At 67.2% G+C, this 25,069-nt stretch carries 17 protein-coding genes; 8 read left to right on the top strand and 9 right to left on the bottom strand.

Annotated features, from left to right (window positions below; genetic code table 11):
* Nucleotides 1-8: 8 nt before the first annotated feature.
* The gene (gene metG / locus BKA04_RS09755) at nucleotides 9-1,583 is read right to left on the bottom strand and encodes a methionine--tRNA ligase (RefSeq protein WP_104096234.1); all 1,575 of its coding nucleotides are present in this window, start codon (nucleotides 1,581-1,583) and stop codon (nucleotides 9-11) included.
* Nucleotides 1,584-1,614: 31 nt separating this feature from the next.
* Nucleotides 1,615-2,424: a 16S rRNA (cytidine(1402)-2'-O)-methyltransferase gene (gene rsmI, locus BKA04_RS09750; protein ID WP_104096233.1), complete on the bottom strand. Its 810-nt coding sequence runs from the start codon at nucleotides 2,422-2,424 to the stop codon at nucleotides 1,615-1,617.
* A gap of 48 nt (nucleotides 2,425-2,472) precedes the next feature.
* Between rsmI and BKA04_RS09745 the strand changes: the two genes are divergently transcribed.
* The 3 genes from BKA04_RS09745 (at nucleotide 2,473) to BKA04_RS09735 (ending at nucleotide 10,581) form a co-directional block, all read left to right on the top strand.
* The gene (locus BKA04_RS09745) at nucleotides 2,473-4,179 is read left to right on the top strand and encodes a dolichyl-phosphate-mannose--protein mannosyltransferase (RefSeq protein ID WP_232842026.1); all 1,707 of its coding nucleotides are present in this window, start codon (nucleotides 2,473-2,475) and stop codon (nucleotides 4,177-4,179) included.
* Between the two features lie 135 nt (nucleotides 4,180-4,314).
* The gene (locus BKA04_RS09740; protein ID WP_104096232.1) at nucleotides 4,315-7,386 is read left to right on the top strand and encodes an Ig-like domain-containing protein; all 3,072 of its coding nucleotides are present in this window, start codon (nucleotides 4,315-4,317) and stop codon (nucleotides 7,384-7,386) included.
* 93 nt (nucleotides 7,387-7,479) lie between these two features.
* Nucleotides 7,480-10,581: an FGLLP motif-containing membrane protein gene (locus BKA04_RS09735; protein ID WP_104096231.1), complete on the top strand. Its 3,102-nt coding sequence runs from the start codon at nucleotides 7,480-7,482 to the stop codon at nucleotides 10,579-10,581.
* Here the strand turns inward: BKA04_RS09735 and BKA04_RS09730 are convergent.
* On the bottom strand, nucleotides 10,471-12,330 hold the full coding sequence (locus tag BKA04_RS09730) for a thioredoxin domain-containing protein (RefSeq protein ID WP_104096230.1): 1,860 nt from the start codon (nucleotides 12,328-12,330) through the stop codon (nucleotides 10,471-10,473). The genes BKA04_RS09735 and BKA04_RS09730 overlap by 111 nt on opposite strands.
* A gap of 57 nt (nucleotides 12,331-12,387) precedes the next feature.
* Here BKA04_RS09730 and BKA04_RS09725 point away from each other — a divergent pair, with 57 nt between their 5' ends.
* Together BKA04_RS09725 and BKA04_RS09720 are read left to right on the top strand one after the other, a co-directional pair.
* On the top strand, nucleotides 12,388-13,161 hold the full coding sequence (locus BKA04_RS09725; RefSeq protein WP_104096739.1) for an MBL fold metallo-hydrolase: 774 nt from the start codon (nucleotides 12,388-12,390) through the stop codon (nucleotides 13,159-13,161).
* 1 nt (nucleotide 13,162) lies between these two features.
* Nucleotides 13,163-13,795, top strand: a complete 633-nt coding sequence (locus BKA04_RS09720) for a pyridoxal 5'-phosphate synthase (RefSeq protein WP_104096229.1) — start codon at nucleotides 13,163-13,165, stop codon at nucleotides 13,793-13,795.
* A 37-nt stretch (nucleotides 13,796-13,832) separates the two neighbouring features.
* On the opposite strand, the gene BKA04_RS09715 is transcribed toward BKA04_RS09720, so the two are convergent.
* From BKA04_RS09715 to BKA04_RS09690, 6 genes are read right to left on the bottom strand one after another with little or no spacing between them, the layout of a single operon-like run.
* Complete coding sequence (locus tag BKA04_RS09715; protein WP_104096228.1) at nucleotides 13,833-14,654, bottom strand: aldo/keto reductase; 822 nt, start codon at nucleotides 14,652-14,654, stop codon at nucleotides 13,833-13,835.
* A 9-nt stretch (nucleotides 14,655-14,663) separates the two neighbouring features.
* Nucleotides 14,664-15,446 (bottom strand): sulfite exporter TauE/SafE family protein, encoded by a 783-nt coding sequence (locus BKA04_RS09710; protein ID WP_104096227.1) that lies wholly within the window; start codon nucleotides 15,444-15,446, stop codon nucleotides 14,664-14,666.
* Nucleotides 15,447-15,461: 15 nt separating this feature from the next.
* Nucleotides 15,462-16,592, bottom strand: a complete 1,131-nt coding sequence (locus tag BKA04_RS09705; RefSeq protein ID WP_104096226.1) for a bifunctional 2-methylcitrate synthase/citrate synthase — start codon at nucleotides 16,590-16,592, stop codon at nucleotides 15,462-15,464.
* A gap of 1 nt (nucleotide 16,593) precedes the next feature.
* Nucleotides 16,594-17,502 carry a methylisocitrate lyase gene (gene prpB / locus BKA04_RS09700; RefSeq protein WP_104096225.1) on the bottom strand — a complete coding sequence of 303 codons (909 nt, stop codon included), beginning with the start codon at nucleotides 17,500-17,502 and terminating at the stop codon, nucleotides 16,594-16,596.
* Nucleotides 17,502-19,034 carry an MmgE/PrpD family protein gene (locus tag BKA04_RS09695; RefSeq protein ID WP_104096224.1) on the bottom strand — a complete coding sequence of 511 codons (1,533 nt, stop codon included), beginning with the start codon at nucleotides 19,032-19,034 and terminating at the stop codon, nucleotides 17,502-17,504. The genes prpB and BKA04_RS09695 overlap by 1 nt, the downstream gene beginning before the upstream one ends.
* Nucleotides 19,035-19,041: 7 nt before the next feature.
* Nucleotides 19,042-19,707 carry a GntR family transcriptional regulator gene (locus BKA04_RS09690; protein WP_104096223.1) on the bottom strand — a complete coding sequence of 222 codons (666 nt, stop codon included), beginning with the start codon at nucleotides 19,705-19,707 and terminating at the stop codon, nucleotides 19,042-19,044.
* A 234-nt stretch (nucleotides 19,708-19,941) separates the two neighbouring features.
* On the opposite strand from BKA04_RS09690, the gene BKA04_RS09685 reads away from it, so the two are divergent.
* Genes BKA04_RS09685 through hrpA form a run of 3 tightly spaced genes read left to right on the top strand, consistent with a single transcriptional unit; the run spans nucleotide 19,942 to nucleotide 25,060 of the window.
* A complete protein-coding gene (locus BKA04_RS09685; RefSeq protein WP_104096222.1) occupies nucleotides 19,942-20,385 on the top strand; it encodes a VOC family protein in 444 nt (147 codons plus the stop codon).
* 4 nt (nucleotides 20,386-20,389) lie between these two features.
* On the top strand, nucleotides 20,390-21,064 hold the full coding sequence (locus BKA04_RS09680; RefSeq protein WP_104096221.1) for a winged helix-turn-helix transcriptional regulator: 675 nt from the start codon (nucleotides 20,390-20,392) through the stop codon (nucleotides 21,062-21,064).
* 12 nt (nucleotides 21,065-21,076) lie between these two features.
* Nucleotides 21,077-25,060 (top strand): ATP-dependent RNA helicase HrpA, encoded by a 3,984-nt coding sequence (gene hrpA / locus BKA04_RS09675; protein WP_104096220.1) that lies wholly within the window; start codon nucleotides 21,077-21,079, stop codon nucleotides 25,058-25,060.
* Nucleotides 25,061-25,069: the final 9 nt, after the last annotated feature.

The raw sequence follows: 25,069 nt of genomic DNA, 5'->3' as shown, positions 1-25,069 counted from the left end.
TTCGCTGATCAGGAGGCGTGTGCAGTCTCGATGCGCGGGAACAGGGGTTCGATCGACGACACTCTGCTCCCGGGCGACAGGCGGCCCCAGGCTCCCGCCTCGCGAATCGGCTGCTCGGTGAGCTCACCGGCGGCACCGAGTGCGTCCCACAGCGTCGCCGTTGCGCGGGGCATGACCGGCGACAGCAGCACGGCGAGGGCGCGCAGTCCTTCAGCGACCGTGTACAGCACCGTTCCCAGCCGCTCGCGGTCGGCATCCGATTTCGCGAGCACCCAGGGCTCCTGCACCGTGATGTACCCGTTCAGATCGTCGACGATCGTCCAGATCGCATCGATGGCCTCGTTGATCGCGAGGCGTTCGATAGCGGCATCAGCGCCGGATGCCGCAGTCGACACGGCGCGCTGGATGGCGAGGTCGGCCTCGGTGTAGGTGCTCGGCGCCGGCACGAGCCCGTCGAAGTACTTGACCGTCATCGCGATCGCGCGGGATGCGAGGTTGCCGAATCCGTTCGCCAATTCCGCATGATACCGGGCGGAGAGATCCTCCCAGCTGAACGAGCCATCCTGCCCGAAGTTGATCGCGCTCAGGAAATAGAACCGGAACGCGTCGGAGCCGAACGTGTCGGTGATCTCGGTCGGCGCGATGCCGGTGAGCTTCGACTTGGACATCTTCTCGCCGCCCACGAGCAGCCAGCCGTGCCCGAACACCTGCTTCGGGACATCCAGCCCCGCCGCCATGAGCATGGCCGGCCAGATGACGGCGTGGAATCGCGCGATGTCCTTGCCCACGAGCTGAACCGCGGGCCAGCGGCGATCGAACTGCACCTGGTCGGTCCCGTATCCGATCGCCGTCACATAGTTGAGAAGCGCCTCGAACCACACATAGACGACATGGGTCGAATCCCAGGGGATCGGGATGCCCCAGTCGAAGCTCGAGCGGGAGATCGACAGGTCGCGAAGGCCCTGCTTGACGAACTGGATGATCTCGTTGCGCACGCTCTCCGGCTGCACGAAGTGCGGGTCGGCCTCGTACAGGTCGAGGAGCTTCTGGCCGAAATCGCTCAGCCGGAAGAAGTAGTTGGTCTCCTTGAGGATCTCCACCGGCTTCGAGTGGATGGCGCACACGAGCACGCCCTCGAACTCGCCCGTCCCTGGGACGAGCTCGCTCTGCTGCTTGTACTCCTCGCAGCCGACGCAGTAGTAACCCTCGAACTCGCCCAGGTAGATGTAGCCGTCGTCGTAGAGCTTCTGCAGGAAGATCGTGACGCCGTTCTCGTGGCGGGCATCCGTCGTGCGGATGAAGTCGTCGTTCGCGATGTCGATCGTGTTGAGCAGCGGCTTCCACGCCCGCTCGACGAGGTCGTCCGCCCAGGCCTTCGGTGTCGTGTTGTTCGCGACCGCTGTGCGCAGGATCTTCTCACCGTGCTCGTCCGTTCCGGTGAGGAACCAGGTGTCATCCCCGGCCTGCCGGTGCCAGCGCGCGAGCACGTCCGCGGCGACCTCGGTGTAGGCGTGGCCGATGTGCGGCACGTCGTTCACATAGAAGATCGGTGTCGCAATGAAAAAGGAATGGTCGGCGGCCATGCGCTCAATCCTAATCGGGCGCGCTCGCCCATTACTTCTGTGCGAGCGCGCCCTGGTAGAGCTCTCGGCGACCGAGCCCCGTGGCCTCGGCGACCTCGGCCGCGGCATCCTTGAGACTCGTGCCCGTGGTGACGAGTGCGAGCACCTGTGCGACGCCGTCGTCGAGTCCGGTGGACGCCGGCACCGCGCCTTCCACGACGATGCAGATCTCGCCCTTGACCCCGGATCCCGCCCACGCAACGAGTTCGGCGGCCGTACCGCGCACCACCTCCTCGTACAGCTTCGTGAGCTCGCGCGCGACGACGACCCGGCGATCCGGACCGAGCGCCGTCACCAGGTCCGCGAGCGACTCCGCCAACCGGTGCGGCGACTCGAAGAACACCATCGTCCGCTCTTCGCGCGCGAGCGCGGCGAACCACGCGGCCCGCGACCTCCTGGGCACGAACCCTTCGAACGTGAAGCGGTCGGTCGGGAGGCCGGAGACGGCGAGCGCTGCGAGCACCGCGCTCGGCCCGGGGATCACCGTCACAGCCACTCCCGCGGCGGCCGCGGCAGCCACGAGCGGGAAGCCCGGATCGCTGATGGCCGGCATCCCGGCATCCGTCAGCACGAGCACATCGGTGTCGCGGGCGAGCTCCACGATCTCAGCCGCCTTCTCGACCTCATTGTGCTCGTGCATGGCGATGAGGCGCGGCCGGTTGTCGACGCCGAGGGCGCGGAGGAGCTGAATGGTCGTGCGGGTGTCCTCTGCAGCGATGATCTCGGCGTTCTCGAGCGCCTCGACGAGCCGCCGCGATGCGTCGCCGAGATTCCCGATCGGCGTCGCCGCGAGGATGATCACACCCCATTGTGGCATCGGGCACCGGGCGTTGCTGGTTAGCATTGCGAGGTGACCGGTGAACGCGACTTCGATGAGCTCATCGCGGCGACCGGGCCGGTCTCGACCGCAGCCTCCCCTCATGAGCCTGCCGTGATCCGGGCCTCGACGGGGCCGACCGGGGCCGGCGGCTCGACCGGAGCACACTGGGTCGAACCACTCGGCTCCCGCCCCGACGCATGGTGGGGTCGGATGCTCTCCACGCCGGCGAGACAGCGCGTCTGGGCCTGGGGCGGACCGATCGCCGTCACCCTGCTCGCAGCGGTGCTTCGACTCTGGAATCTCGGGTCACCGCACTCCCTCGTCTTCGACGAGACGTACTACGTCAAGGACTCCTGGACTCTCATGCACCTCGGCTACGAGGCACGGTGGCCGGCCGAAGCGGATGCGTCCTTCAATGCGGGGGATGTCGACCAGTACCTGACCGACGGCTCGTTCGTCGTCCACCCCCCGCTCGGCAAGTGGATCATCGCGCTGGGCCTTGCGATCTTCGGCGCCCAGGATGCCGTCGGCTGGCGGATCAGCACCGCCATCGCGGGCATCCTCCTCGTCGCGCTCGTCGCGGTCATCGCGAGGGGGCTGTTCCACTCGACCCTGCTGGCGACCATCGCGGGAGGACTCCTCGCGATCGACGGCAACGCGATTGTGATGTCTCGCGTGGCCCTGCTGGACGGCATCCTGACCTTGTTCGTCATGCTCGGTTTCGGCGCCATCCTGCTCGACCGGGGGCACAGCGCCAGACGGCTCGAACGCTGGCGACGACGACGCGCGGAGGCGGGACGCTCGATCGACTGGGGGCCGGCCCTGTGGTGGCGTCCGTGGCTGGTCGCCGCGGGCCTGGCCTTCGGGCTGGCGAGCGCGGTGAAGTGGAATGGACTGTACTTCCTCGCCGGGTTCGCGGTCTACACACTCGTCGTCGATGCGGTCGCCCGCAGGAGGGCGGGGGTCACCTTCTTCGGCAGTGGCGTCGCATTCAAGCAGGCGCCGGTGAGCTTCCTGCTCACCGTGCCCATCGCCCTCGTCGCGTACCTCGTGACCTGGACCGGCTGGTTCGTGACGGACGGCGGCTACTACCGGCACTGGGTGCAGCAGACCGGCAGCACGTGGCAGGGCCTGCTCGCGTGGGTGCCCGTCGACTTCCAGAATTTCTGGCATTACCAGGCGAGCGCGTACGCGTACCACATCGGCGAACACCAGCCGCATGGCTACCAGGCGAATCCGCTCACCTGGCTGCTCATGATCCGGCCCACCGCGATGTTCTACCAGGGCAGCGATTTCGGGCAGAACGGATGCGCCGTCACCCGGTGCGGCGAGTCGATCACCGGGATCGCGAACCCGTTCATCTGGTGGGGAGCAGTCGCGGCCGCCGTCTACCTCGTGTACCGGGTCGTCCGGTATCGCGAATGGCAGGTCGGCGCCATCCTCACCGGGCTCGCGGTCGGCTACCTGCCCTGGCTCCTGTACCTGAACCGCACGGTCTTCCAGTTCTACACGATCGTGTTCGAGCCGTTCCTCATCCTGGGGCTCGTGTTCGTCATGGGACTGCTTCTCGGGAAACGATCGGATGAGACCTGGCGACGGGTGGGAGGCATCCGGCTCATCGCGGTCATCCTCGTCGCGATGGTACTCGTGAGCGCGTTCTTCTTCCCGCTCTGGACGGGCATGCAGGTGCCGCTGGAATTCATCCAGTTGCACTACTGGCTTCCGACCTGGCGCTGACCGGCTCGTCCCCACCCCGGAGGCGAGTGCTGACAGAGTCTCGAATCAGTACTATGTTTATGGACTGCCGGTCTCGCATACCGGTATACCCGAAAGTCAGCCCCCTGCTGGCGCCTGCGCTAGGAGAAGTCCGCCGTGATTCGACGCAAGCTGGGTGCCGGCATTGCCGTCAGCGCCCTCATACTGGCTTCGATCCTTGCCGGAAGCACGGCCGCGTTCGCCGCACCGGCTCCGCCCCTGGTGGACCAGACGTTCGCCGACCCGTGGATCACCGCGAGCGACCAGCCGTCAGTGCAGGGCAGCAATGAGCTCGGCACCTCCCAGATCGACGTCGAGGCATCCCAGGATGGGCTGAACTACACTCCGTACTGTTCGATCCCCCAGAGCCTGTCGGGCACCGCGTGGTACTGCAGTTCGCCGACCGGAACGCTCGCGCTCGGCACCAACTACATTCGTGCGATCGCGACGGATGCCGTCCCCGCGTCGTCGGCGCCAGGACCGGCGATCACCATCACCGTCGTCAACGCACCCACGATCACCGGCCCAGCCGACGGCCTGTACACGAACGACTACCAGCCCACATTCCAGGGAACGTCGGACGGCACATACTTCGACGTTTATTCGAGTGACTTCACCACGCATTTCTGCGGGGGCACAGTCGTCAACCAGACCTGGAATTGCACCTCCGCTACGGTCCCGGACGGCGACTACACCTACCTGGTCCAGACGACGTTCGGTGCGACCACGATCTTCTCCTCCTCCCGCACCCTGCACATCGACACCGTGCTCTCGCCGCCCAATACCGACATCACCGGGCCTGCCGGGACGGTCGACGGCTCTGGGGAACTGCACTCCGCATCGACGGACCCGAATCCGACGATCTCCGGCATCGCAGAGCCGGGCTCCACGATCTACTTGTGGCAGAACTATTCGGAGGTCGCCTGCCAGGGCGGGGCGCCCGTCGCCGACAACACCGGTGCGTGGTCGTGCACGCTCGCGGTGGCACTCCCCACATCCGGCGTCTACGTCTTCGGAAGCCAGCAGACCGACCCCGCAGGCAATACGAACTACATGGGGTCCCCCGACGAGCAGCTCGCGCTCACCTACACGGACACCACACCGCCGATGCCGCCCGTCGTCACCTCGCCGATCGGGAACGTCGCGCTCGGCACGAACACCGTGATCACGAACAGCACGGGAGCGACCGTGACCGGGACCGGCGAGCCGGGGGCGACGCTCGATATCGTCGGGAACGCGTGCATGATCACGCCGACGATCGTCGACGCGAGCGGCAACTGGACGTGCCAGCTGACGACCCCGATGACTCCGGATGGCACTTACGACGTCTTCTTCGGGCAGACGGATGCCGCCCTGAACTCCTCCCCCCTCGCCAGCCCGTACATTCACTTCGACGTGGACACGATCGCCCCGGGGGCGCCGAGCGTGACGACGCCATCCGGCCCGTCCTCAGGAGGCGTGATGCGCGCCTCGACGAAAGAGACGCATCCGGTCATCACGGGAACCGGAGAGTACGGGGCAACCGCTCGCATCTACGTCGGCGGATCCGCTCCCGTCGCGTGCGACGAATCCCCGCTCGTCATCGGCGAAGGCGGATTCACCTGCACCGTGAAGAACACGCTGAGCCCCGGCGTCTACTACTTCGGCTTCTCGCAGACCGACGCGGCGGGAAACTCGAGCGGCGCGCCGGTGGTGCGCCTCCAGTTGACCGTCGTGGCTCCGCCACCGGCCCCCGTGATCCTCCCCACGCTCGGCCTGAACTGGTTCCTCCAGTTCGCGAGCGACTCCAATGCTCCCGCTCCCGGACAGAACGTCACGCTCACGGGGTCCGACCTGCCGGCGGGGGCAACGGTGTCCGCCGAGCTCCACTCGACCCCTGTCGACCTCGGAACGGCGATGGTGCGCGACGACGGCACCTTCACGCTCAATACGGTCATCCCGAGCACCGTCGAACCGGGAGCTCACCACTACGTCGTGACCGTGACTCCGCTCACGGGCGAACCCCAGACCAGCGAACTGCCGGTGACCGTCGTCGCGGCGCCACCGCCGGCGATCCCGCAGCCGGTCGTTCCAGCATCCCCGACCGATGGGGCGACGACGACCGGCACCGGGGATCCGGTGGGATCCGAGAGCAGGGATACGCCGTCCTCCCCGAACCAGCTCAGCAATGCCCTCCCGACACTGCAGGACATCATCTCCAACCCGCTCGTCATCGGAGCGGCGGCCGCGAGCAGCCTCGCCCTGCTCTTTCTGGTCGCGTTTCCCGCCGAGATCCTCAACTCGACACTCGATGAGAACTACGAGCGGATCTTCGGCAGGATCCCCAGGGTCCGGATGCCGTGGCTCGCCAGGCTGCGCGACCGGTTGAAGCGCACCCCAGCGGTCGGCGGCCTCGCCCTGACCACGCTCGCGGCTCTCATCCTGAGCTTCGCGGATCCTCGGTTCGGTTTCGACCTTGCGTCGCTGCGGCTCTTCCTCGCCTGCGCCATCGGCATGTTCGTGCTCGGATTCATCGCGAACGCCGTCACCGGGATCATCCTCAAACGGCGCTGGAACATCACCTCCGTGATCGAGTTGCAACCGTTCGGACTGGTCGTCGCGATCGTCGGCGTGATCCTGTCCCGCGCTCTCGACTTCGCTCCGGGGCTCCTCGTCGGTCTGGTGCTCGGTTTGTCGCTGAGCGCATCCGCGAGCCTGAAAGAGGAGTCGCGCGCGGTCCTGACCTGGTTCGGCGTCATTCTCGGACTGTCCGTGCTCGGCTGGATCGGCTACAGCTTCTTCTCGGGCGTCGTGGCACCCGGAACGTTCGCGGGTGCGCTCGTGGACGACTCGATCGTGGCCATCGCGACAGAGGGGATCTCCGGGCTCGTGATCGGACTGCTCCCGATCGGATTCCTCGACGGGCGCACGGTCTTCCGGAATTCACGGTGGCAGTGGATCGGCACCTATGTGCTGACTCTCGTCGCGTTCTTCGTCATCGTCGTCCCGAGCGGGGCGCTCTGGGGTGACATCAGCGGGCCGTTCTGGATCTGGCTCGTCGTACTCCTTGCGTTCGCCGCCCTCTGCATCGGCGTCTACCTCTGGTTCCGGGCCCACCCGGAGAGTGAGGATGACGCCGCGGTCGACGCGGAGTCCACCCAGTCGGATTCCGATATATCCGACCGTGACAAATCCGTGCATCAGTACTAGATTGTTGGCACCGCCTCGTAACTTCTCTCCAGTTCGCGGCGCTTACCCGAGTTCCGTCCCCCGCGGAACAGTGCCCGACCGAGAGAAGCTCCCGTGAACGTGCGGAAAATTGGCGCGATCATTTCCATCAGCGTCCTTACCCTGTTGTCCGTTTCGATCGGATCCCTGCCCGCCTGGGCCGCGGTTCCGGCACCGCCCGTGATCGACCAACCCCAGGATCCATGGATCTCCAACTCCGGCCAGCAGGCCGAGATCCACGGTTCGATGGACCTCGGGGTCGTGGAGGTCGACGTCAGCGTGTCGAGCGACGGGAACACCTACACTCCACTCTGCTCCGCGGTGAATCCGAATCCGGACTCGAAGCAGGTATGGTCCTGCTCCGGCGCGGGCGGCGCATTCACCGGTGCTCTGCAACTGGGTGTCAACTACATCCGGGCGACCGCCACCAATGGTGAGGGGACGTCGCTCCCGAGCGCGGCGATCAAGCTCACCATCGTCGACAAGAAGGACGGGGAACCGCCGGCGAACGACGATCCGCCGACCATCACGAGCCCGGCCGACGGCGTCTATACGAATGACAACACGCCGTCGTTCTCGGGGAGCGCCAGCGGACAGACCTTCCAGGTGACGGCAGGTACGAGCGTCACGCTGTGCTCCGGCAACGTGGTCGACCAGACCTGGGCCTGCACGGCGGACCCCGCCCTGCTCGACGGCACGTACACGTATCGTGTGACGAGCGATGATCTCTCATCGGATGCGCGGACGATCCACGTCGACACCGTCGCTCCGGTTCCGCCGACCATCAACGGCTTCGAGGGATCGGTCGACAGTTCTCCTGCTCCGACGATCAGCGGCCTCTCCGAGCCCGGCGCAACGGTTCAGCTTCTCCTCGACGGCATCCCCGCCGATTGCACGGCGGCGATCGTCGCGAACGACTCCGGCGCCTGGTCGTGCACACTCGCAGCAAGCCCGTCGGAGGGCCTTCACGAGCTCACCGCCACCCAGACCGACCTCGCCGGGAACACGTCGGGCCTGAGCTCGCCGGCCGTGCCGCTCACCATCCGCGACAGCACCCCGCCGGCTCCCCCCATCGTCACCTCGCCGGCCGGCACCATCCAGGGGACCGCGATCGAGGCCATCACGAACGACCCGACCCCCACGATCGGCGGAACCGGGGAGCCCGGAGCCACGATCACCTCGCTGGCCGGACCCTGCACGGAGACGGTCACCGTGAGCGCCGAGGGGGACTGGAGCTGCACGCTCGAGAATCCCCTCAGCCCGGACGGCGTCTTCCTCCTGCCCTTCACGCAGACCGACGCTGCCGGCAACACCTCGGAGCAGGCCAGTCCGGAGCTGAACCTGACCGTCGACACGACGGCGCCCGACGCCTTCGAGCTGTGGACACCGACCGGCACCATGACCGACGGCGTCATCGAGGCGACGACGACGAGCACGCATCCGCTCATTTCCGGGATGGGCGAACTCAACGCCACCCTGCGCATCTATCGCGACGGATCCATTCCGGTTGCCTGCCGGGAGGGACTGCAGGTCTCCAGCGCGAGCGGCTTCCATTGCACACCGAGTGCGGCGCTCGGCGTCGGAGTGCACGACTTCACGTTCTCCCAGACGGATGCGGCCGGCAACTCCAGCGGCAGTCCGGTCCTGAAGCTTCGACTCACGGTCCTCGCCCCGGCCGGCCCTCCTGCGAAACCGACCACCCCGCCAGCACCCCCGCGCAACCCCCTTCTCGGCTCACTGCCGACTCTCTCCGCCTCCTGGTTCCTGAACTTCCGAGCGCTCGGCGGCAACCCCGCGCCCGGACAGAACATCACTCTGGTCGGCAGCGATCTGCCGATCGGCGCGATCGTGTCCGCGGAGCTGCATTCGACCCCGATCTCGCTCGGCACGAGCGTCGTGAAGGGCGACGGAACGTTCCGGCTCAACACGGTCATCCCGAACACGGTCATTCCCGGCCAGCACCACTACATCGTCACCGTCGCGCCCCTCGAAGGGTCGGCCCAGACGGTGGAAGTTCCCGTCACGATCGTCGCAGCCACGCCCGCGGCGATTCCCGCACCGGCACCGGTTCCGACCATCGTTCTGCCTCCGCTGAAGACCCCGGCCGCAGCCCAGGACCATCGAGACGAACCGGCCGCGCCCAACGTCCTCAGTTGGGTGCTGCCCACCGCCCAGAATCTCTTCATCGATCCTCGGATCATCGGCGCCGCGTTGGCGAGCAGCCTCGCCCTCCTGTTCCTCGTGGCCTTCCCGGCGGAGCTCCTCAATTCGACGATCGAGGAGAACTACGGACGGTTGTTCGGCAGACTGCCGAAGCCGAAACTTGCCTGGCTCACCCGGATTCGCCGCTGGCTCGCCAACCGGCGCCTCGTCGGCGGTCTCGCTCTCACGACCCTCGCGGCACTCATCTTCAGCTTCGCCGACCCCCACTTCGGCTTCGACCTCTCTTCGCTCCGACTGTTCCTCGCCTGCATCATCGGCATGTTCGTGCTCGGTTACGCGGCGAACGCGATCACCGGTGCCATCCTCAAGAGGCGCTGGAACATCACCTCGATCATCCAGCTCGAGCCGTTCGGCCTCGTCGTGGCGCTCGTGGGTGTCCTCCTCTCCCGCCTGCTCGACTTCACGCCCGGGCTCCTCGTCGGCCTCGTCCTCGGACTCTCGCTCAGCGCGTCGGCGACACTCAGGGATGAGGCGCGCGAAGTGCTGATCTGGGCGGCGATCGTACTCGGCATCTCAGTGGCCAGTTGGGTCGTCTACAGCCTGATGAGCGGTGTCGTTGCTCCGAACACGTTCGCCGGTGCCCTGTTCGACGACTCGCTCGTCGCGGTCGCGGTGGAGGGGATCTCCGGGCTCGTGGTCGGACTGCTGCCGATCGGCTACCTGGACGGCGCGAGCCTGTTCCGCCGCACGAAGGTGCAGTGGGCATTGACCTATCTGGTCTCTCTCGTCGCGTTCTTCCTCATCGTCCTGCCGAGCGGGCAGTTGTGGGGACAGATCGACGGCCCGTTCTGGATCTGGGCAACCGTCCTGTTCGTGTTCGCCGCCGTGTGCGTGGGAGTCTACCTATGGTTCCGCGCCCACCCGGAGCGCGAGGAAGCCGGCGAGGTCGGTGACGGGGAGTCGACAGACGAAGTCGCTGCACAGGTAGGCGGTGGGCGAGCCCCCGTGAAGTGACCTGCCGGTCAGCAGGTCGAATCCGGCTCCCGCCCACTGGGCAGCGTCGGATGCCGTGAGCGTCACGGCGACGCCACCCGTTTCGATCCAGCTGCGGGCGGCCACGGGAAGCGCGGCATCCGGATCGTCCGACACGATGACGAGCTGGACCGGCGGCGCGGCAAGGGCCGACATGACCGCGAGGGCGGACCCGAATCCGAGTGGCTGCCGGGTCGCGAGCGCAGCGAGCTTCTCCATCGCGCCGGCACTGTGCCGCGCGTAGGAGCGCTCGCCCGTGAGCAGGTAAAGCTGGCGGCTCGCCTCGGCGAGCGCGCTCGCCCCGGACGGAAGCGCCCCCTCGGTGGGATCGACGTCGGGGTCGATGTCGAACTCGGCGAGCACCGGGTCTCCGCCACCCGGGATCGCATAGCCGTCTTCGGTCGAGCAGGCATCCACGAGGCGGCGGGCCTCGAGTGCCCACCGCAGCTCCCCGGTCGCCTGGGCGAGGCTCAGGAGGCCCCTGGCGAGCAGACCGTAGTCCTCGAGTGTCGCCCGCGCCGACGATGTCGCTCCAGCGAGCGTCGCCCTCACCAGCTCGCCGGACTCCCGCACGTGGGTCGCGAGGATGTCTCCGGCTGCAGCACGGGCGGCATCGAGCCAGTCGCGGCGCCCGAAGTGGTGGCCGGCCGTTGCGAGAGCGCCGATCGCGAGACCGTTCCAGCCGGCGAGCACCTTCTCGTCGAGTGCTGGAGGCTGCTGTGATGCGCGTTCGGCCGCGCTCAACGCGTAGTAGTCGCCCTCCGTGAGGTGACCATCGACCATGCTCTCGCTGTTCTGCGCGGAGGCGAAGCCGTCCGGCATCCGCAACGTGTGCAGGAGAAACGTGACGATTCCATCCGCGATGTCACGAGCAAGGTCCGTGTGCTCCGGCGCCCTCACGGCCAGGAGCGCGTACGCCCGCAGAAGTTGGGCGTTGTCGTACAGCATCCGTTCGTAGTGCGGTTCGGTCCAGTCCCGCCGGGTGGCGTACCGGAAGAATCCGCCCTCGACCTGGTCGCGGAGGCCCGAGGTCGCCATCGCCGTGAGGGTGCGGTCCGCGAGCGCGATGGACGCCGGCGACGCGTGCTCGAGCAGGAAGTCGAGCACGGGAGCCACCGGGAATTTGGGCGCCGTCCCGAATCCGCCGTACCGGGTGTCCTCATTCTGCGTGAGAAGCTCCACCACGCCGTCGAGGTCCTCCCGGCCCGGAAGCGGCCCGGCCGGATGCTGTCCGTGGCCGCGGATGGCGGCCGCGACATCCGCAGCGTTCGACTCGACCTCTCTTCGCCGGTTCGCCCACGCATCCATGACCCCGTCGAGCACCTGGCGGAAGGATGGGTGCCCCGGCATGGCGTCCGGCGGCCAGTACGTTCCCGCGAAGAATGCCTTTCCCTGAGGGGTGACGAACACGTTGAGCGGCCAGCCGAGGTTCTGCGTGAACGCGCTCGCCGCGGTGAGGTAACCGGCGTCGACCTCAGGATGCTCCTCCCGATCGACCTTGATCGCCACGAAGTTCGCGTTGAGCTGCGCGGCGACGCCTGCGTCGCTGAAACTCTCCCGCGCCATCACGTGGCACCAGTGGCAGGTCGCGTATCCGATCGAGACGAAGACGGGGACGTCGCGCCGGGCCGCCTCGGCGAACGGTTCGCGACCCCACTGCTGCCAGTCGACCGGATTCGATGCGTGCTGTCGCAGGTATGGGCTGAGCGCCTCGGCGAGCATGTTCGGCATGATCCCACCGTACGCCGCACTCAGACGGCGTGAGGCGGAGGGCGATAACCTGTGACCATGTCCGACATCGCCGTCACCTACATCGGCGGACCCACCGTCCTGCTCGAGTATGCCGGCCTGCGCATCCTCACCGACCCGACGTTCGATGAACCACGGCGATACCCCGACCCGGATGGCGGCCAGGAACTCGTGAAGACGCGTGGCCCCGCGCTGCAGCCCGCAGAGCTCGGCCGGCTGGACCTCGTGCTCTTGTCGCATCACCACCACGAGGACAACCTCGACGTCTCCGGGCGCGCCGTGCTCGCGCAGGTGCCCAGGACCCTGACCACCGTCGAGGGCGCTTCGGTCCTGGCCGGCACGGCGGTCGGGATGGCGCCGGGCGACACGAGCTCCGTCGGCCCGGTGACGGTCACCGCTACCCGATCCCTTCACGGGCCGGATGCCGTGGCCGAACTGCTCGGGCCGGTCATCGGCTTCGTCCTGCAGTCCCCGGGTGAACCGACTGTGTACCTGAGCGGCGACAATGCGTCCCTCGAGGTCACGCGCGAGGTCGCCGACCGCTTCGGTGGTGCGCCCGTCATGATCGTGAACGCCGGCGCTGCTCGCGTTGCGGAGATCGACGCCGATCTCACCTTCGGCTCCGGCGCCGCTGCCAAGTCCGCCGTCACCATGACGGCGCAGTGCGTCATCGGAGTGCACACGGAGGATTGGGAGCACTTTTCGGAGAGCAGGACGCAGCTCGAGGAGGCGTTCTCCGCCGCGGGTCTCGCGGAACTGCTTCTGGACCTCCCTCGCGGGACGCGGGTGCCGATCGACGTCGTGGCCGACTGACATGCGATCTCGGCCATCGGTCACGGGCTCGATCGAACTCGAGCTCCCAGAGTTCGAGGCTCCGCCCGCCGATCCCCTGCCACTCCTGCTCGCCTGGGTCGCGACCGCTGAGCGGCTCGGCGTGATCGAGCCGTACAACGTGGCGATCGCGACGAGCGACGGGGCAGGCGACATCACGAACCGCTTCGTCCTCGCGAAGGCGTTCGATCGGGATGGCATGACGTTCGCCACGAACACGAGCAGCGCCAAGGGCATCCAGTTGGCCGCCCATCCGCGAGCGAGTGCCGTGATCTACTGGCGGGAGACCCGGCAGCAGCTCAGGCTGACCGGCCCCGTCGAGGTTCTCACGTCGGCGGAATCCGACGAGATCTGGGTCGACCGTCCGATACTGTCGCAGGCCGCAGCCACCGCATCCGTTCAGAGCGAGCCGCTTCCGGATGACGCGGAGTACCGCGCACAGGCTGCCCGGCTGGCCGAGCCGGGAGTGCCGCTACCCCGCCCAGACGACTGGAACGGGTACCGACTGCGACCGGACACGATCGAGTTCTGGCACGGTGGCGCCGATCGCATGCACCGCCGCCTGCGCTACGACCGCACGGGAACCGGCTGGACCCACGAGCGCCTCTACCCGTAGACGCAATACACACCGCGGACGCGCGTGTCGATGAGGCTCAGTTGACGGTGTCCGGGTGGCTACCGACCCGCCCTGCCCCATGGCCCTCGAGCGCTGTGATGGCAGCAACCTCGGCATCCGTGAGCTCGAAGTCGAACACGTCGAAGTTCTCCACCATGCGCTCACGATGGTTCGTCTTCGGGAACACGATGAACCCGTTCTGCAGGTGCCAGCGGATGACGGCCTGGGCCGGAGACTTCCCGTGCGCCGTCGCGGCCCCGGTGACCGCCGGGTTCTCCAGGAGCGGGTACTTGGCCTGGCCGAGCGGTCCCCATGATTCGATGTGGATGCCGTGCCGCGTCGCGAACGCCGTCGTCTCCGGCTGCTGGTGCGCGGGGTGGAGTTCGATCTGGTCGATGGCCGGCACGACATCCGACGATGCGATCAGACGCTCGAGGTGCGGGACGAGGAAGTTCGCGACGCCGATGCTCGTCGTGAGACCCTGCTCGCGCAGGCGGACAAGGGACTCCCACGCTTCGACGTAGTGGTCGTTCTCGGGCGATGGCCAGTGGATGAGGTACAGGTCGACCTTCTCGAGGCCGAGCTTGTCGAGGCTCTCGTGGAGTGCTGCCGGGGCGTCCGTGTGGCGGTCATTCCACAGCTTCGTCGTGACGTACAGCTCGGAGCGCGGGATGCCGGATGCGGCGATCGCGCGTCCCACTCCCTCCTCGTTCCGGTAGATCGCTGCCGTGTCGATGTGGCGGTAGCCGGCCTCGAGCGCCTCCGTGACGATGCGCTCTGTCTCGGCCGGGTCCACTTTGAAGACCCCGAAGCCGAGCTGGGGGATGGTTGTTCCGTCGTTGAGAGTGATGTGGTCCATCACCCCAGCCTAGGTCGGGTCGGTGAGCCTCGGACGACGCAATGCACTCCACGCGAGTTGAATCGCGCAGTACACGAGCAGCAGGGCGAAGAGGATGCTGCCGAGCAGGGGCGGGACCGCCCAGGCGAGTGCAGCGCCGCCGATGGACGCGGGAACGGAGAGGCATCCGATGACGGCCGCAGCAACCAGGTCGGTGTTGCCGCGTCGCACGTTCGCGATCGTGCCGGTGACCGCGGTGGGGATCATCATGAGGAGGGATGTTCCCTTCGCGATGAGGTCGCCGACGCCGAAGATGAGCATGAGCGCCGGCACGATGAACACGCCTCCCCCTATCCCGAGCAGGCCCGAGAGGATGCCGGTCACGAGCCCCAGCACGACGAGCCCCGCGATGACCCACGGCGTGAATTCGAGAGTGATCGCGCGATCCGGCACGAGGAAGAACATCCGCCCTGCCACGACCAGCAGGAAGGCCACGAAGATCCACCGCAGCACCCCTTGGTGGGTGTGGTGGAGAAGCCAGGTCCCGACGAGCGAGCCGACGACCGCCCCCGCGGCCAGGAGCGCAGCGGCGATCCAGTCGACCGATCCGTGGGATGCGTAGGCGATCATGCCTGCTATCGCCGTGGGGAGCACGGCGGCCAGGGACGTCCCGCTCGCCTTTCGCTGCGAGAAACCGATCACGACGATGAGCAGCGGGACGAGCACGATGCCGCCGCCGACCCCGAACAGTCCGGAGAAGAATCCGACGACGAGACCGATGGAGGCAAGTCGGGTGATCCGGCCCGAGGTCATTGGCACCCTTCGAGATTACTGTGCGGGCACGTGCCGTTCGTCCACGCCGTCATAGGCCGACAGCGGCCGGATGAGGGAGTTCGAGGCCAGCTGCTCCATGATGTGCGCCGTCCAGCCGGTGATCCGCGACATGACGAAGAGGGGTGTGAACATCTCCGTGTCGAATCCGATGAGGTGGTATGCGGGACCGGACGGATAGTCGAGGTTGGGCTTGATCCCCTTCCGGTCGTTCATGGCCTTCTCGAGCGTGTCGTAGAGTGCCGCGAGATCCGGCCGCTGGTATTCGGCGATGAGCGTGTCGAGCGCGGCCTTCATCGTCGGGACCCGGGAGTCGCCGTTCTTGTAGACGCGGTGGCCGAATCCCATGATCTTGCGCTTCTCCGCGAGCGCGCGGTCGAGCCAGTCCTCCGCGCGGTCGGCAGAGCCGATCTCGTCGAAGATGTGCATGACCGCCTCGTTGGCTCCGCCGTGGAGGGCTCCCTTCAGCGCACCGATCGCTCCCGTCACCGCCGAGTACAGGTCGGAGAGAGTGCTCGTGATGACGCGGGCGGTGAACGTGGAGGCGTTGAACGAGTGCTCCGCGTACAGGATCATCGACACGTCGAACGCGTTCACGACGGTGATGTCCGGCACCTCGCCGAACGTCATGTGGAGGAAGTTGGCCGAGTAGGCGAGATCGTCCCTCGGTTCGACGAGCTCGAGACCGCGGCGGCGGCGCTGGTCGTAGGCGACGATCGCCGGGAGCTGCGCGAGAAGGTGGATGGCCCTGCCGAGGTTGAGGTTGTGGTCGGTGAGACCATCCTTCGCGGCCAGGGTCAGGTCTGTCGCGCCTACGACGCTGACCGCGGTGCGCACGACATCCATCGGATGCGCCGAGAGCGGCAACTCGTCGATGACGCGCTTGGTGCGCGGTTCGAGCGGGCGGAGCGACCGCTCCAGCTTCTGGAACTGGTCGAGCTGCAGCGCGTTCGGAAGTTCGCCGTTCCACAGCAGGTACGCGACCTCCTCGAATTGGCAGTTCGCGGCGAGCTCCTGCACGGGGTAGCCGCGATAGAGCAGCGAGTTGGTATCCGGGTTGACCTTCGAGATGGCCGTCGTGTCGACGGTGACCCCGGCGAGTCCCTTGTGGATGTCTGGCTCGGTCATGTCAATCCTTGTTCGTCTCGAGGGTGAAGTTGAAGACACCCGAGTCGAAGGTGTTGTACGACTCGTAGTCGAGCAGCTCGTACAGGCGCGCACGCGTCTGCATGTCTCCGACAACTGGTTTCAGCGTACCGTCGGCCAGAAGTGTGTCGAGACCCCGCTCTGCCGCTCCCATCGCCAGGCGCAGCAGGCTCACCGGATAGATGACGATGTTGATACCGACGCCGGCGAGTTGCTCGGTCGTGAAGAGTTCGCTCTTGCCGAACTCGGTCATGTTCGCCAGCACCGGAACATCGACAGCCTTGCGGATGACCTCGAACTCCGTCAGGTCCTTCATCGCCTCGGGGAAGATCGCATCCGCGCCGGCGTCGACCAGTTCCTTCGCGCGGTCGACCGCTGCCTGCAGGCCGTCAACGGCCCGGATGTCGGTGCGCGCCATGATGAGCAGGTTCGGGTCGCGCCTGGCCGTGGCGGCCGCACGAATCCGCTTCACAGCCGTGTCGGCGTCCACGACGGCCTTGCCGTCGAGGTGACCGCAGCGCTTCGGGTTCACCTGGTCTTCGATGTGGAGCCCTGCGACGCCGGCATCCTCCAGCTCCTGCACCGTCCTGGCGACGTTCATCGGTTCGCCGAATCCGGTATCGGCATCGACGATCGCCGGCAGGTCGGTCATCCGCGCGATCTGGCCGGCGCGGTGGGCGACCTCGGAGAGCGTCGTCAGCCCGATATCCGGAAGACCGAGGTCTGCGGACAGCACGGCCCCAGAGATGTAGACGCCCTCGAATCCCTTGTCCTGGATGAGCTTCGCGCTCAAGGGGTTGAACGCACCCGGGAACCGGAGGAGCTCACCACTCGCGAGGCGCTCGCGCAGGAGTTGCCGCTTGGTGGCGGGGGTGACGGTCGAATACAACATCAGAACAGTCCTTCCGGGTTGTCGACAGAGGAGAGCAGGCCGTGCTTCGCGACGACCGTGAGCCCGACGAGCTCCTCGGCGTCGAGTTCAGGCAGCCGCTGGACGAGGTCGAGGAATCTCTCGATCTCCTCCACGTCGAGCACATGCTCTGCGAGGGTCCGGAACTTCGCGATGTACTGCTCCCTCGCGAACGGCCGTGCCCCGAGCGGATGCGCATCGGCGACGGCGATCTCGTCGACGATCGTGCTCCCGTCCTTCATCGTGATCTCGACCCGACCACCGAATGCCTTCTCGGCGGGGTCGAGGGAGTGGTAGCGACGAGTCCATTCGGCGTCCTCCTCCGTCGTGACCTTCTTCCACAGCTCGACGGTGTCCGGCCGGTTCGCCCGCTCGGGAGAGTATGAGCGCTCATGGTGCCACTCGCCGTCCTGCAGCGCGACGGTGAAGATGTACGGGATCGAGTGGTCGAGGGTTTCGCGGCTCGCGCTCGGGTCGTACTTCTGGGGGTCATTCGCACCTGAGCCGATGACGAAGTGGGTGTGATGGCTCGTGTGGATGACGATGCGCTCGATCGCCTCGACGCCATTCGCATCGCTCAGTTCCGGATGCTCGTGGTGCAGCTTGCGGGCGAGGTCGATCCACGCCTGCGCCTGGTATTCGGCGGAGTGCTCCTTCGTGTAACTGTCGAGAATGGCCGTCTTGGCCTCCCCGTGCGCGGGGAGCGGGACCGTGTAGCGGGCATCCGGGCCGTCCAGGAGCCACGCGATGACGCCGTCCTCACCCTCGTAGATCGGGGTGGGGCTCGTCTCGCCGCGCATGGCGCGGTCGACGGCCTCGACGGCCATCTTCCCCGCGAACGCGGGCGCGTACGCCTTCCAGCTCGAGATCTCTCCCTTGCGCGACTGCCTCGTCGCCGTCGTGGTGTGCAGCGCCTGGCCGATGGCCTGGAAGATCGTGGCGGTGTCGAGGCCGAGCAGGGTGCCGATGCCGGCTGCTGCGGACGGGCCGAGGTGTGCGACGTGGTCGATCTTGTGGGCGTGCAGGCAGATCGCCTTCACGAGGTCGATCTGGATCTCGTACCCCGTGGCGATGCCGCGCACGAGGTCGGCGCCGGTGCGGCCCGCGTGCTGTGCAACGGCGAGGATCGGCGGGATGTTGTCGCCGGGGTGCGAGTAGTCGGCCGCGAGGAACGTGTCGTGGTAGTCGAGCTCCCTGACGGCGACGCCGTTGGCCCAGGCGGCCCATTCCGGACTGAAACGCCGGTCGAGGGTCTTGCCGAAGATCGTGGATCCCGATCCGCCGATCGACACCGGATGCGCCGAGGCCTGGCTGCGGGCTGCGATGACGGGCGCCCGCAGGAGGGAGGCGGTCGCGACCGCCGCGTTGTCGATCATCCGGTTGATGACCATGTCGGTGACCTCTGGCGTGACATCGACGGAGTCCGTGGCGACCTCGGCGATCTTCCAGGCGAGCTGGTCTTTGCGGGCGAGGTTCTCCTCGCTCTTGTGTACGCGTACTTCGTGCTGATCCATGAGTTGCCTAACTGTTGTTCATTGCGGTTGTGGTGGTGGCGCCGTCGACGCTGTCGAGGATGTTCTTGAGGCTTTTCCTGAGGTGCACGGCTGTGGCATCGGCCGCGAGCTGGTCGTCGCCGTCGACGATCGCCTCGACGATGGTGAGGTGCTCTCCGGCCGCGGCGACGAGCCGCGCGTGATTGTCGCGGGCGAGTCTCCGGGCGCGAACGAGGTGGGGGCGCAGTTGCCGGATGGCCCCGAGCAGGAATCGGCTGTTCGTGGCCTCGTCCATGGCAGCGTCGAGCCGCGCGACGAGCGCATAGTATTCGCCCAGGTCGTCCCCGTTGTCGAGGAGGGCTGCGGCATCCGCGAACTCGGCTCTCAACTGCTCGAACACGTCCCGGTCGCGTCGCAATGCGACGAGTCTCGCCGCTTCGGATTCGATGACGATCCGCAACTCGAACAGTTCGACGATCGTGCTGCGGGAGAGCTCGCTCACGACCAGGCCCCGACCGGGGAGCGCGACGAGGAGTCCCTCCGCCGTCAACCGCGCGAAAGCCTCCCGGATGGGTGTGCGGGAGATGGAAAGACGGTTGGCCTGTTCGACTTCGGCGAACGCCGTGCCGGGTGGAAACCTCCACTGCAGGATGTCGTCGCGTAGCGCCGCATAGGCGGTGTCGCTCGCGCGCATGGCATCCCTCCCCTCATTCTGTATACAGAATTGCGGTCAAGTTGCGATTGTAGCGCAGAATGTGTCGGATATCCACAGATATGTATACACTCTGGCGCTGTGGTTGCTTGCTCTTGACAAGCGTGCTTGTTTTTTGCAAGTATCGTGGCCACGGAGCAATCAGCGAGTACGGGCAATCAACGAGTACGGGCAATCAGCAAGCGACCACCGACCGGCGTCACCAAGGAACCCATCATGGCAACGAGCGTCTTCCTCAACATCCCCACGAGCGACCTGGAGCGCGCCCGCGCGTTCTACTCCGGTGTGGGCTGGAGCATCAACGACAACTTCAGTGACGAGAATGCGATCTGCGTCGTCATCTCCGACACGATCTACCTCATGGTGCTCACGCGCGACTACTTCGCCACCTTCACCGACAAGACGATCATCGACCCGAGCACATCCGCCCAGGTGCAGATCTCCCTGAGCGCCGACACGCGCGACGACGTCGACGCCTTCCTCGAGAGGGTCGTCGCCGTGGGCGGGGCCGAGCAGCGCGAAGCCCAGGACTACGGCTTCATGTACTCGCGCGACTTCGAGGACCCGGACGGCAATACCTTCGGCATGCTCTGGATGGACCCGGTCGCCGCCGAGATGGGGCCAGAGGCGTTCCTGGCCCAGCGGGGCCAGGGCTCCTGACCCGATGTCAGCGCGCAGCTACGGCCAGTACTGCGGGGTGGCCACCGCGGTCGACCTCGTCGGTGAACGCTGGGCGCTCCTCATCGTGCGGGATCTCCTCGTCGGTGCACGCCGGTACAGCGACCTCAAGGAGGGCCTGCCGCGCATCCCGACCAACATCCTGAGCGCACGTCTCAAAGAATTGCAGGCTGCAGGGATCGTCCGCAGGGTGCCGTTCGCCCACGGGCTCATCTACACGCTCACCGAATTCGGGCAAGGGCTCGAGGATGTCATCCTGGCGCTCGGCCGATGGGGTTTCCACGACATGGGCGAACCCGCCGAGGACGACGTCATCACGCCGGACTCCATGAGCATGACGTTCCGCACCGCGTTCCGGCCGGTCTCGGCCGAGACGCTGCCCCCCACGATCTACGACACTCACCTGCGGGACTTCAGCCTGCGGCTCGAGGTGGACCGCGCGGCGCTGCACGTCACCAGGCTGGACGGTTCGGATGCCGAATCGAGCCCGGCAGGCCGGCCGCGTCTCGCCTTCGAGACCGGTCCGTCGATCCACAAGCTCATCTCGGGCGACCTGACACCGGCAGAGGCCCTCCGGCGCCGTGAGGTGGCCGTACTGACCGGAGACGCGAACCTGCTCGATCGATTCGCGACCACGTTCAACCTGCGCCCTGCGGCATAAGCTGGAGGGCTCATGATGCCCGCAATCAGCTACCCTCCCGACCTGCCGGTCAGCCAGCGGCGCGACGACATCGCCGCCGCCATCCAGGACAACCAGGTCGTCATCGTCGCGGGCGCGACCGGCTCGGGCAAGACCACCCAGTTGCCGAAGATCTGCCTCGAGCTCGGCCGCGAGTCGATCGGGCACACCCAGCCCCGCCGTATCGCCGCCCGCACGATCGCCGAACGGATCGCCGAGGAACTCGGCAGCGCGCTGGGCGACCTCGTCGGCTACCAGGTGCGCTTCACCGACCGCGTCGGGAAGAACACGCGCATCAAACTCATGACCGACGGCATCCTGCTCAACGAGATCCACCGCGACCGGATGCTCAAGAAATACGACACGATCATCATCGACGAGGCTCACGAGCGCAGTCTCACGGTCGACTTCCTGCTCGGGTACCTGCGCCGGCTGCTGCCGCAACGACCGGACCTCAAGGTCATCATCACGAGCGCCACGATCGACCCGGAGAGCTTCGCCAGGCACTTCGCGGATGCGGCGGGCACTCCCGCGCCCATCGTCGAGGTCTCCGGGCGCAGCTACCCGGTCGAGGTCCGGTACCGGCCGCTCGCACCCGATCCCGTCTCCGACGACCCCGCCGACGACCCCGACACCTCCCCCGCCGCGCCTGCTGGTCCTGTTGTGCAGGACATCCGGCCGTCGTCGCGCGACTCTCGTGGACGGTCGAAGCGCGGGGCCGCGGATGTCCTGCACATCGGGAGTAGAGCGGGGGTTGAGGAACAGGGGGTGGACCTCTTCGACGGGATCAACGCCGCGCTCGACGAGCTCGCGCGCGAGTCGCCCGGCGACGTGCTCGTCTTCCTCTCCGGCGAGAACGAGATTCGGGATGCCGAGGAGGCGATCAGGGGGCGCAACCTCCCGCAAACCGAGGTACTCCCCCTGTACGGCAGGCTCAGCGCGGCCGACCAGCACCGGGTGTTCGGGTCGCGCCCGGCCGGCATCCGCCGTCGTATCGTGCTCGCGACGAACGTCGCCGAGACGAGCCTGACCGTGCCCGGCATCCGGTATGTCATCGACGCCGGCACGGCGCGCATCAGCCGCTACAGCGTGCGGTCGAAGATCCAGAGGCTGCCGATCGAGGCGATCTCTCAGGCTTCGGCGAACCAGCGCTCAGGGCGCAGCGGGCGCACGAGCGATGGCATCGCCATCCGCCTCTATTCCGAGGAGGACTTCGAGGGCCGGCCGGAGTTCACCGAGCCGGAGATCCTGCGCACGAACCTCGCGGCCGTCATCCTGCAGATGATCTCCCTCGGTCTCGGGGACATCGCCGAGTTCCCCTTCCTGCAGCCACCGGACTCGCGCGGCATCAAGGACGGGCTCGATCTGTTGCGGGAGCTCAATGCCATTGACAGCACCGGCGCCATCACGAAGGTAGGCCGCCAGCTCGCCGGCCTCCCCATCGACCCGCGCCTCGGACGCATGGTCATCGAGTCCGGAAAGTACGGGGTCACGCGCGAGGTCATGGCGATCGTCGCGGCCCTCAGCATCCAGGACCCGCGCGAGCGCCCCCTCGAGAAGCGCGCCCAGGCCGACCAGTCGCACGCCCGCTTCACCGACAAGACGAGCGACTTCATCACCCTCCTCAACCTCTGGAACTATACGAAAACGAAGGAGAAAGAGCTCTCCAGCAGCGCGTTCCGGCGCCTCTGCAAGGCCGAGTACCTCAATTACCTTCGAATTCGTGAGTGGGGCGACGTCTACCGGCAGCTCACGCGGCTCGCCAAGCAACTCGGGCTGACCGTCGGCAAGCACGGCGGCGGGCCGGCCGACGACGGTCCGACCGGGGCGGATGCCGTGGGCATTCACCGCGCACTGTTGGCCGGCCTGCTCAGCCAGGTCGGCATCCGGGACGAACAGAAGGGCGACGCGAAGAAGCAGCAGCGCGGGGAGTACCTCGGCGCCCGGCAGGTGCGGTTCGCGATCTTTCCAGGATCCGCGCTCGCGAGGAAGCAGCCCGCCGAGATCATGAGCGCAGAGCTCGTCGAGACGAGCCGGCTGTTCGCACGCACCAACGCCGCAATCGACCTCAGCTGGGCCGAACCGATCGCGGGCGACCTCGTCAAGCGCAACTACAGTGAGCCGCACTGGGAGAAGGTCCAGGGATCCGCGGTCGTGTACGAACGGGTCACCCTCTACGGCGTGCCGATCGTGGCGCGGAGACGCGTGCAGCTCGGGCGGATCGATCCGGAGCTCGCGCGCGAGCTGTTCATCCGCAGCGCGCTCGTGGAGTCGCAGTGGGACAGCTCCAGGCTCGACAAGCGCCTGACCGCCTTCGACCGCGCCAATCGGCACCTCCGCCGCGAACTCGCCGAGGTCGAAGAGCGCACGCGTCGGCGCGACATCCTGTTCGACGACGAGGCGGTGTTCGGCTTCTACGATCGCGTGATCCCGGCCGAGGTCACCGACCAGCGCGCCTTCGAGTCGTGGTGGAAGAAGATGCGCGTCGAGAACCCCGACCTGCTGACGATGCACCGCGAAGACCTGCTCGGCGGCGACCCGGAACCGAGCGGGAGCGAAGCGGGCCCCGACCATGCCCGCGCAGATCGCAGCGAAGCGATCGAAGGCGGGTACCCGGATGTCTGGCACCAGAGCGACCAGCGCCTCAAGCTCAGTTACCGCTTCGAGCCGGGCGCCGAGGACGACGGTGTGACTGTGCACGTCCCGATCGCCCTGCTGCCCCGGCTGCGGCCGGCCGGCTTCGACTGGCAGGTGCCGGGACTTCGCGAGCAACTCGTGGTGGCGCTCATCAAGTCGCTGCCGAAGGCGATCCGTCGCAACGTCGTGCCGGCCGCCGACTGGGCGACCCGGCTGCTCAAGGACGCACCGGCACACGGCTCCGACGAGCTGGGCCTGCGCGAGTTCCTCGCCGCGCAGATCCAGCGCGCGACCTACACCCCGGTCACCGCCGACGATTTCGACCTCGACCGCATCCCGCCGCACCTCGCGGTCACCTTCGCCGTGATCGACGAGCACGGGCGAAGGGTGGCAACCTCCAAGGACCTCGACTCCCTGCAGCACAAGCTCCAGTCCCGCACGCGGGAGTCGGTCGCCAAGGCCGTCGTGAGCACGCCGAACGCGATCGAGCGCGACGGCCTCACGAGTTGGGACTTCGACGAACTCCCTCGCATCCTCGACACCCGCCAGGCCGGCAACACGATCCGCGCCTACCCTGCCCTCGCGGACACCGGGACGAGCGTCGCGATCCGGCTCATGGCCACGCCGGCCGACCAGGCCAGAGAACACCGCCTCGGCGTTCTCCGGATGCTGCAACTCGCCGTCCCGTCCCCGACGGGTTACGTGCAGGAGCACCTCACCTCCGCGGAGAAACTCGCTCTCGCCCGCAGCCCGTACCCGTCGACGAGCGCGCTCGTCGCGGACTGCATGCTCGCCTGCGCCGACGCCGTGCTCGGCGAGCGGGACATCCGAACCCGCGCCGACTTCGAGGCCGTGCGCGACGAGTTCTCCGCCTCCGTCCTCGATTCGCTCTTCGACGTCGTGAGCCTTGTGAGCTCAGTGCTCGCTACGGCTCGAGACGCCGAGAAGTCCATCGCTGCGGCCTCGAACCTCGCACTCATCGCACCGCTCGCCGACGCCCGCGAGCAGCTCGACGCGCTCGTCTTTCCGGGCTTCGTCTCCCGCACCGGACTTGGTCAACTGCGACGTCTGCCGGTCTACCTCACCGGCATCACCCACCGCGTCGGCAAGCTCGCCGAGAACCTTGGCCGTGACCGCGTCTGGATGTCGGAGGTGCAGTCGGCGACCGAACGCTACCGCGCGGCGGGCGGCGAACTGCCACCGCATCCGGATGCCGCCCCGGCGCTCGCGCACGCCCGCTGGCTCCTCGAGGAGTTGCGCCTCTCACTGTTCGCGCAGCACCTCGGAACCGCCGAGCCGGTCTCGCTCCAGCGCGTCACGAAGCTCCTCGCCTCGCTCTGACGAGCGGGC

The sequence above is a fragment of the Terrimesophilobacter mesophilus genome (assembly GCF_014200375.1).
Taxonomy (GTDB): domain Bacteria; phylum Actinomycetota; class Actinomycetes; order Actinomycetales; family Microbacteriaceae; genus Terrimesophilobacter; species Terrimesophilobacter mesophilus.
The sequence above is the reverse complement of the archived record's forward strand: the minus strand, read 5'-3'. Positions and strand labels throughout refer to the sequence as shown.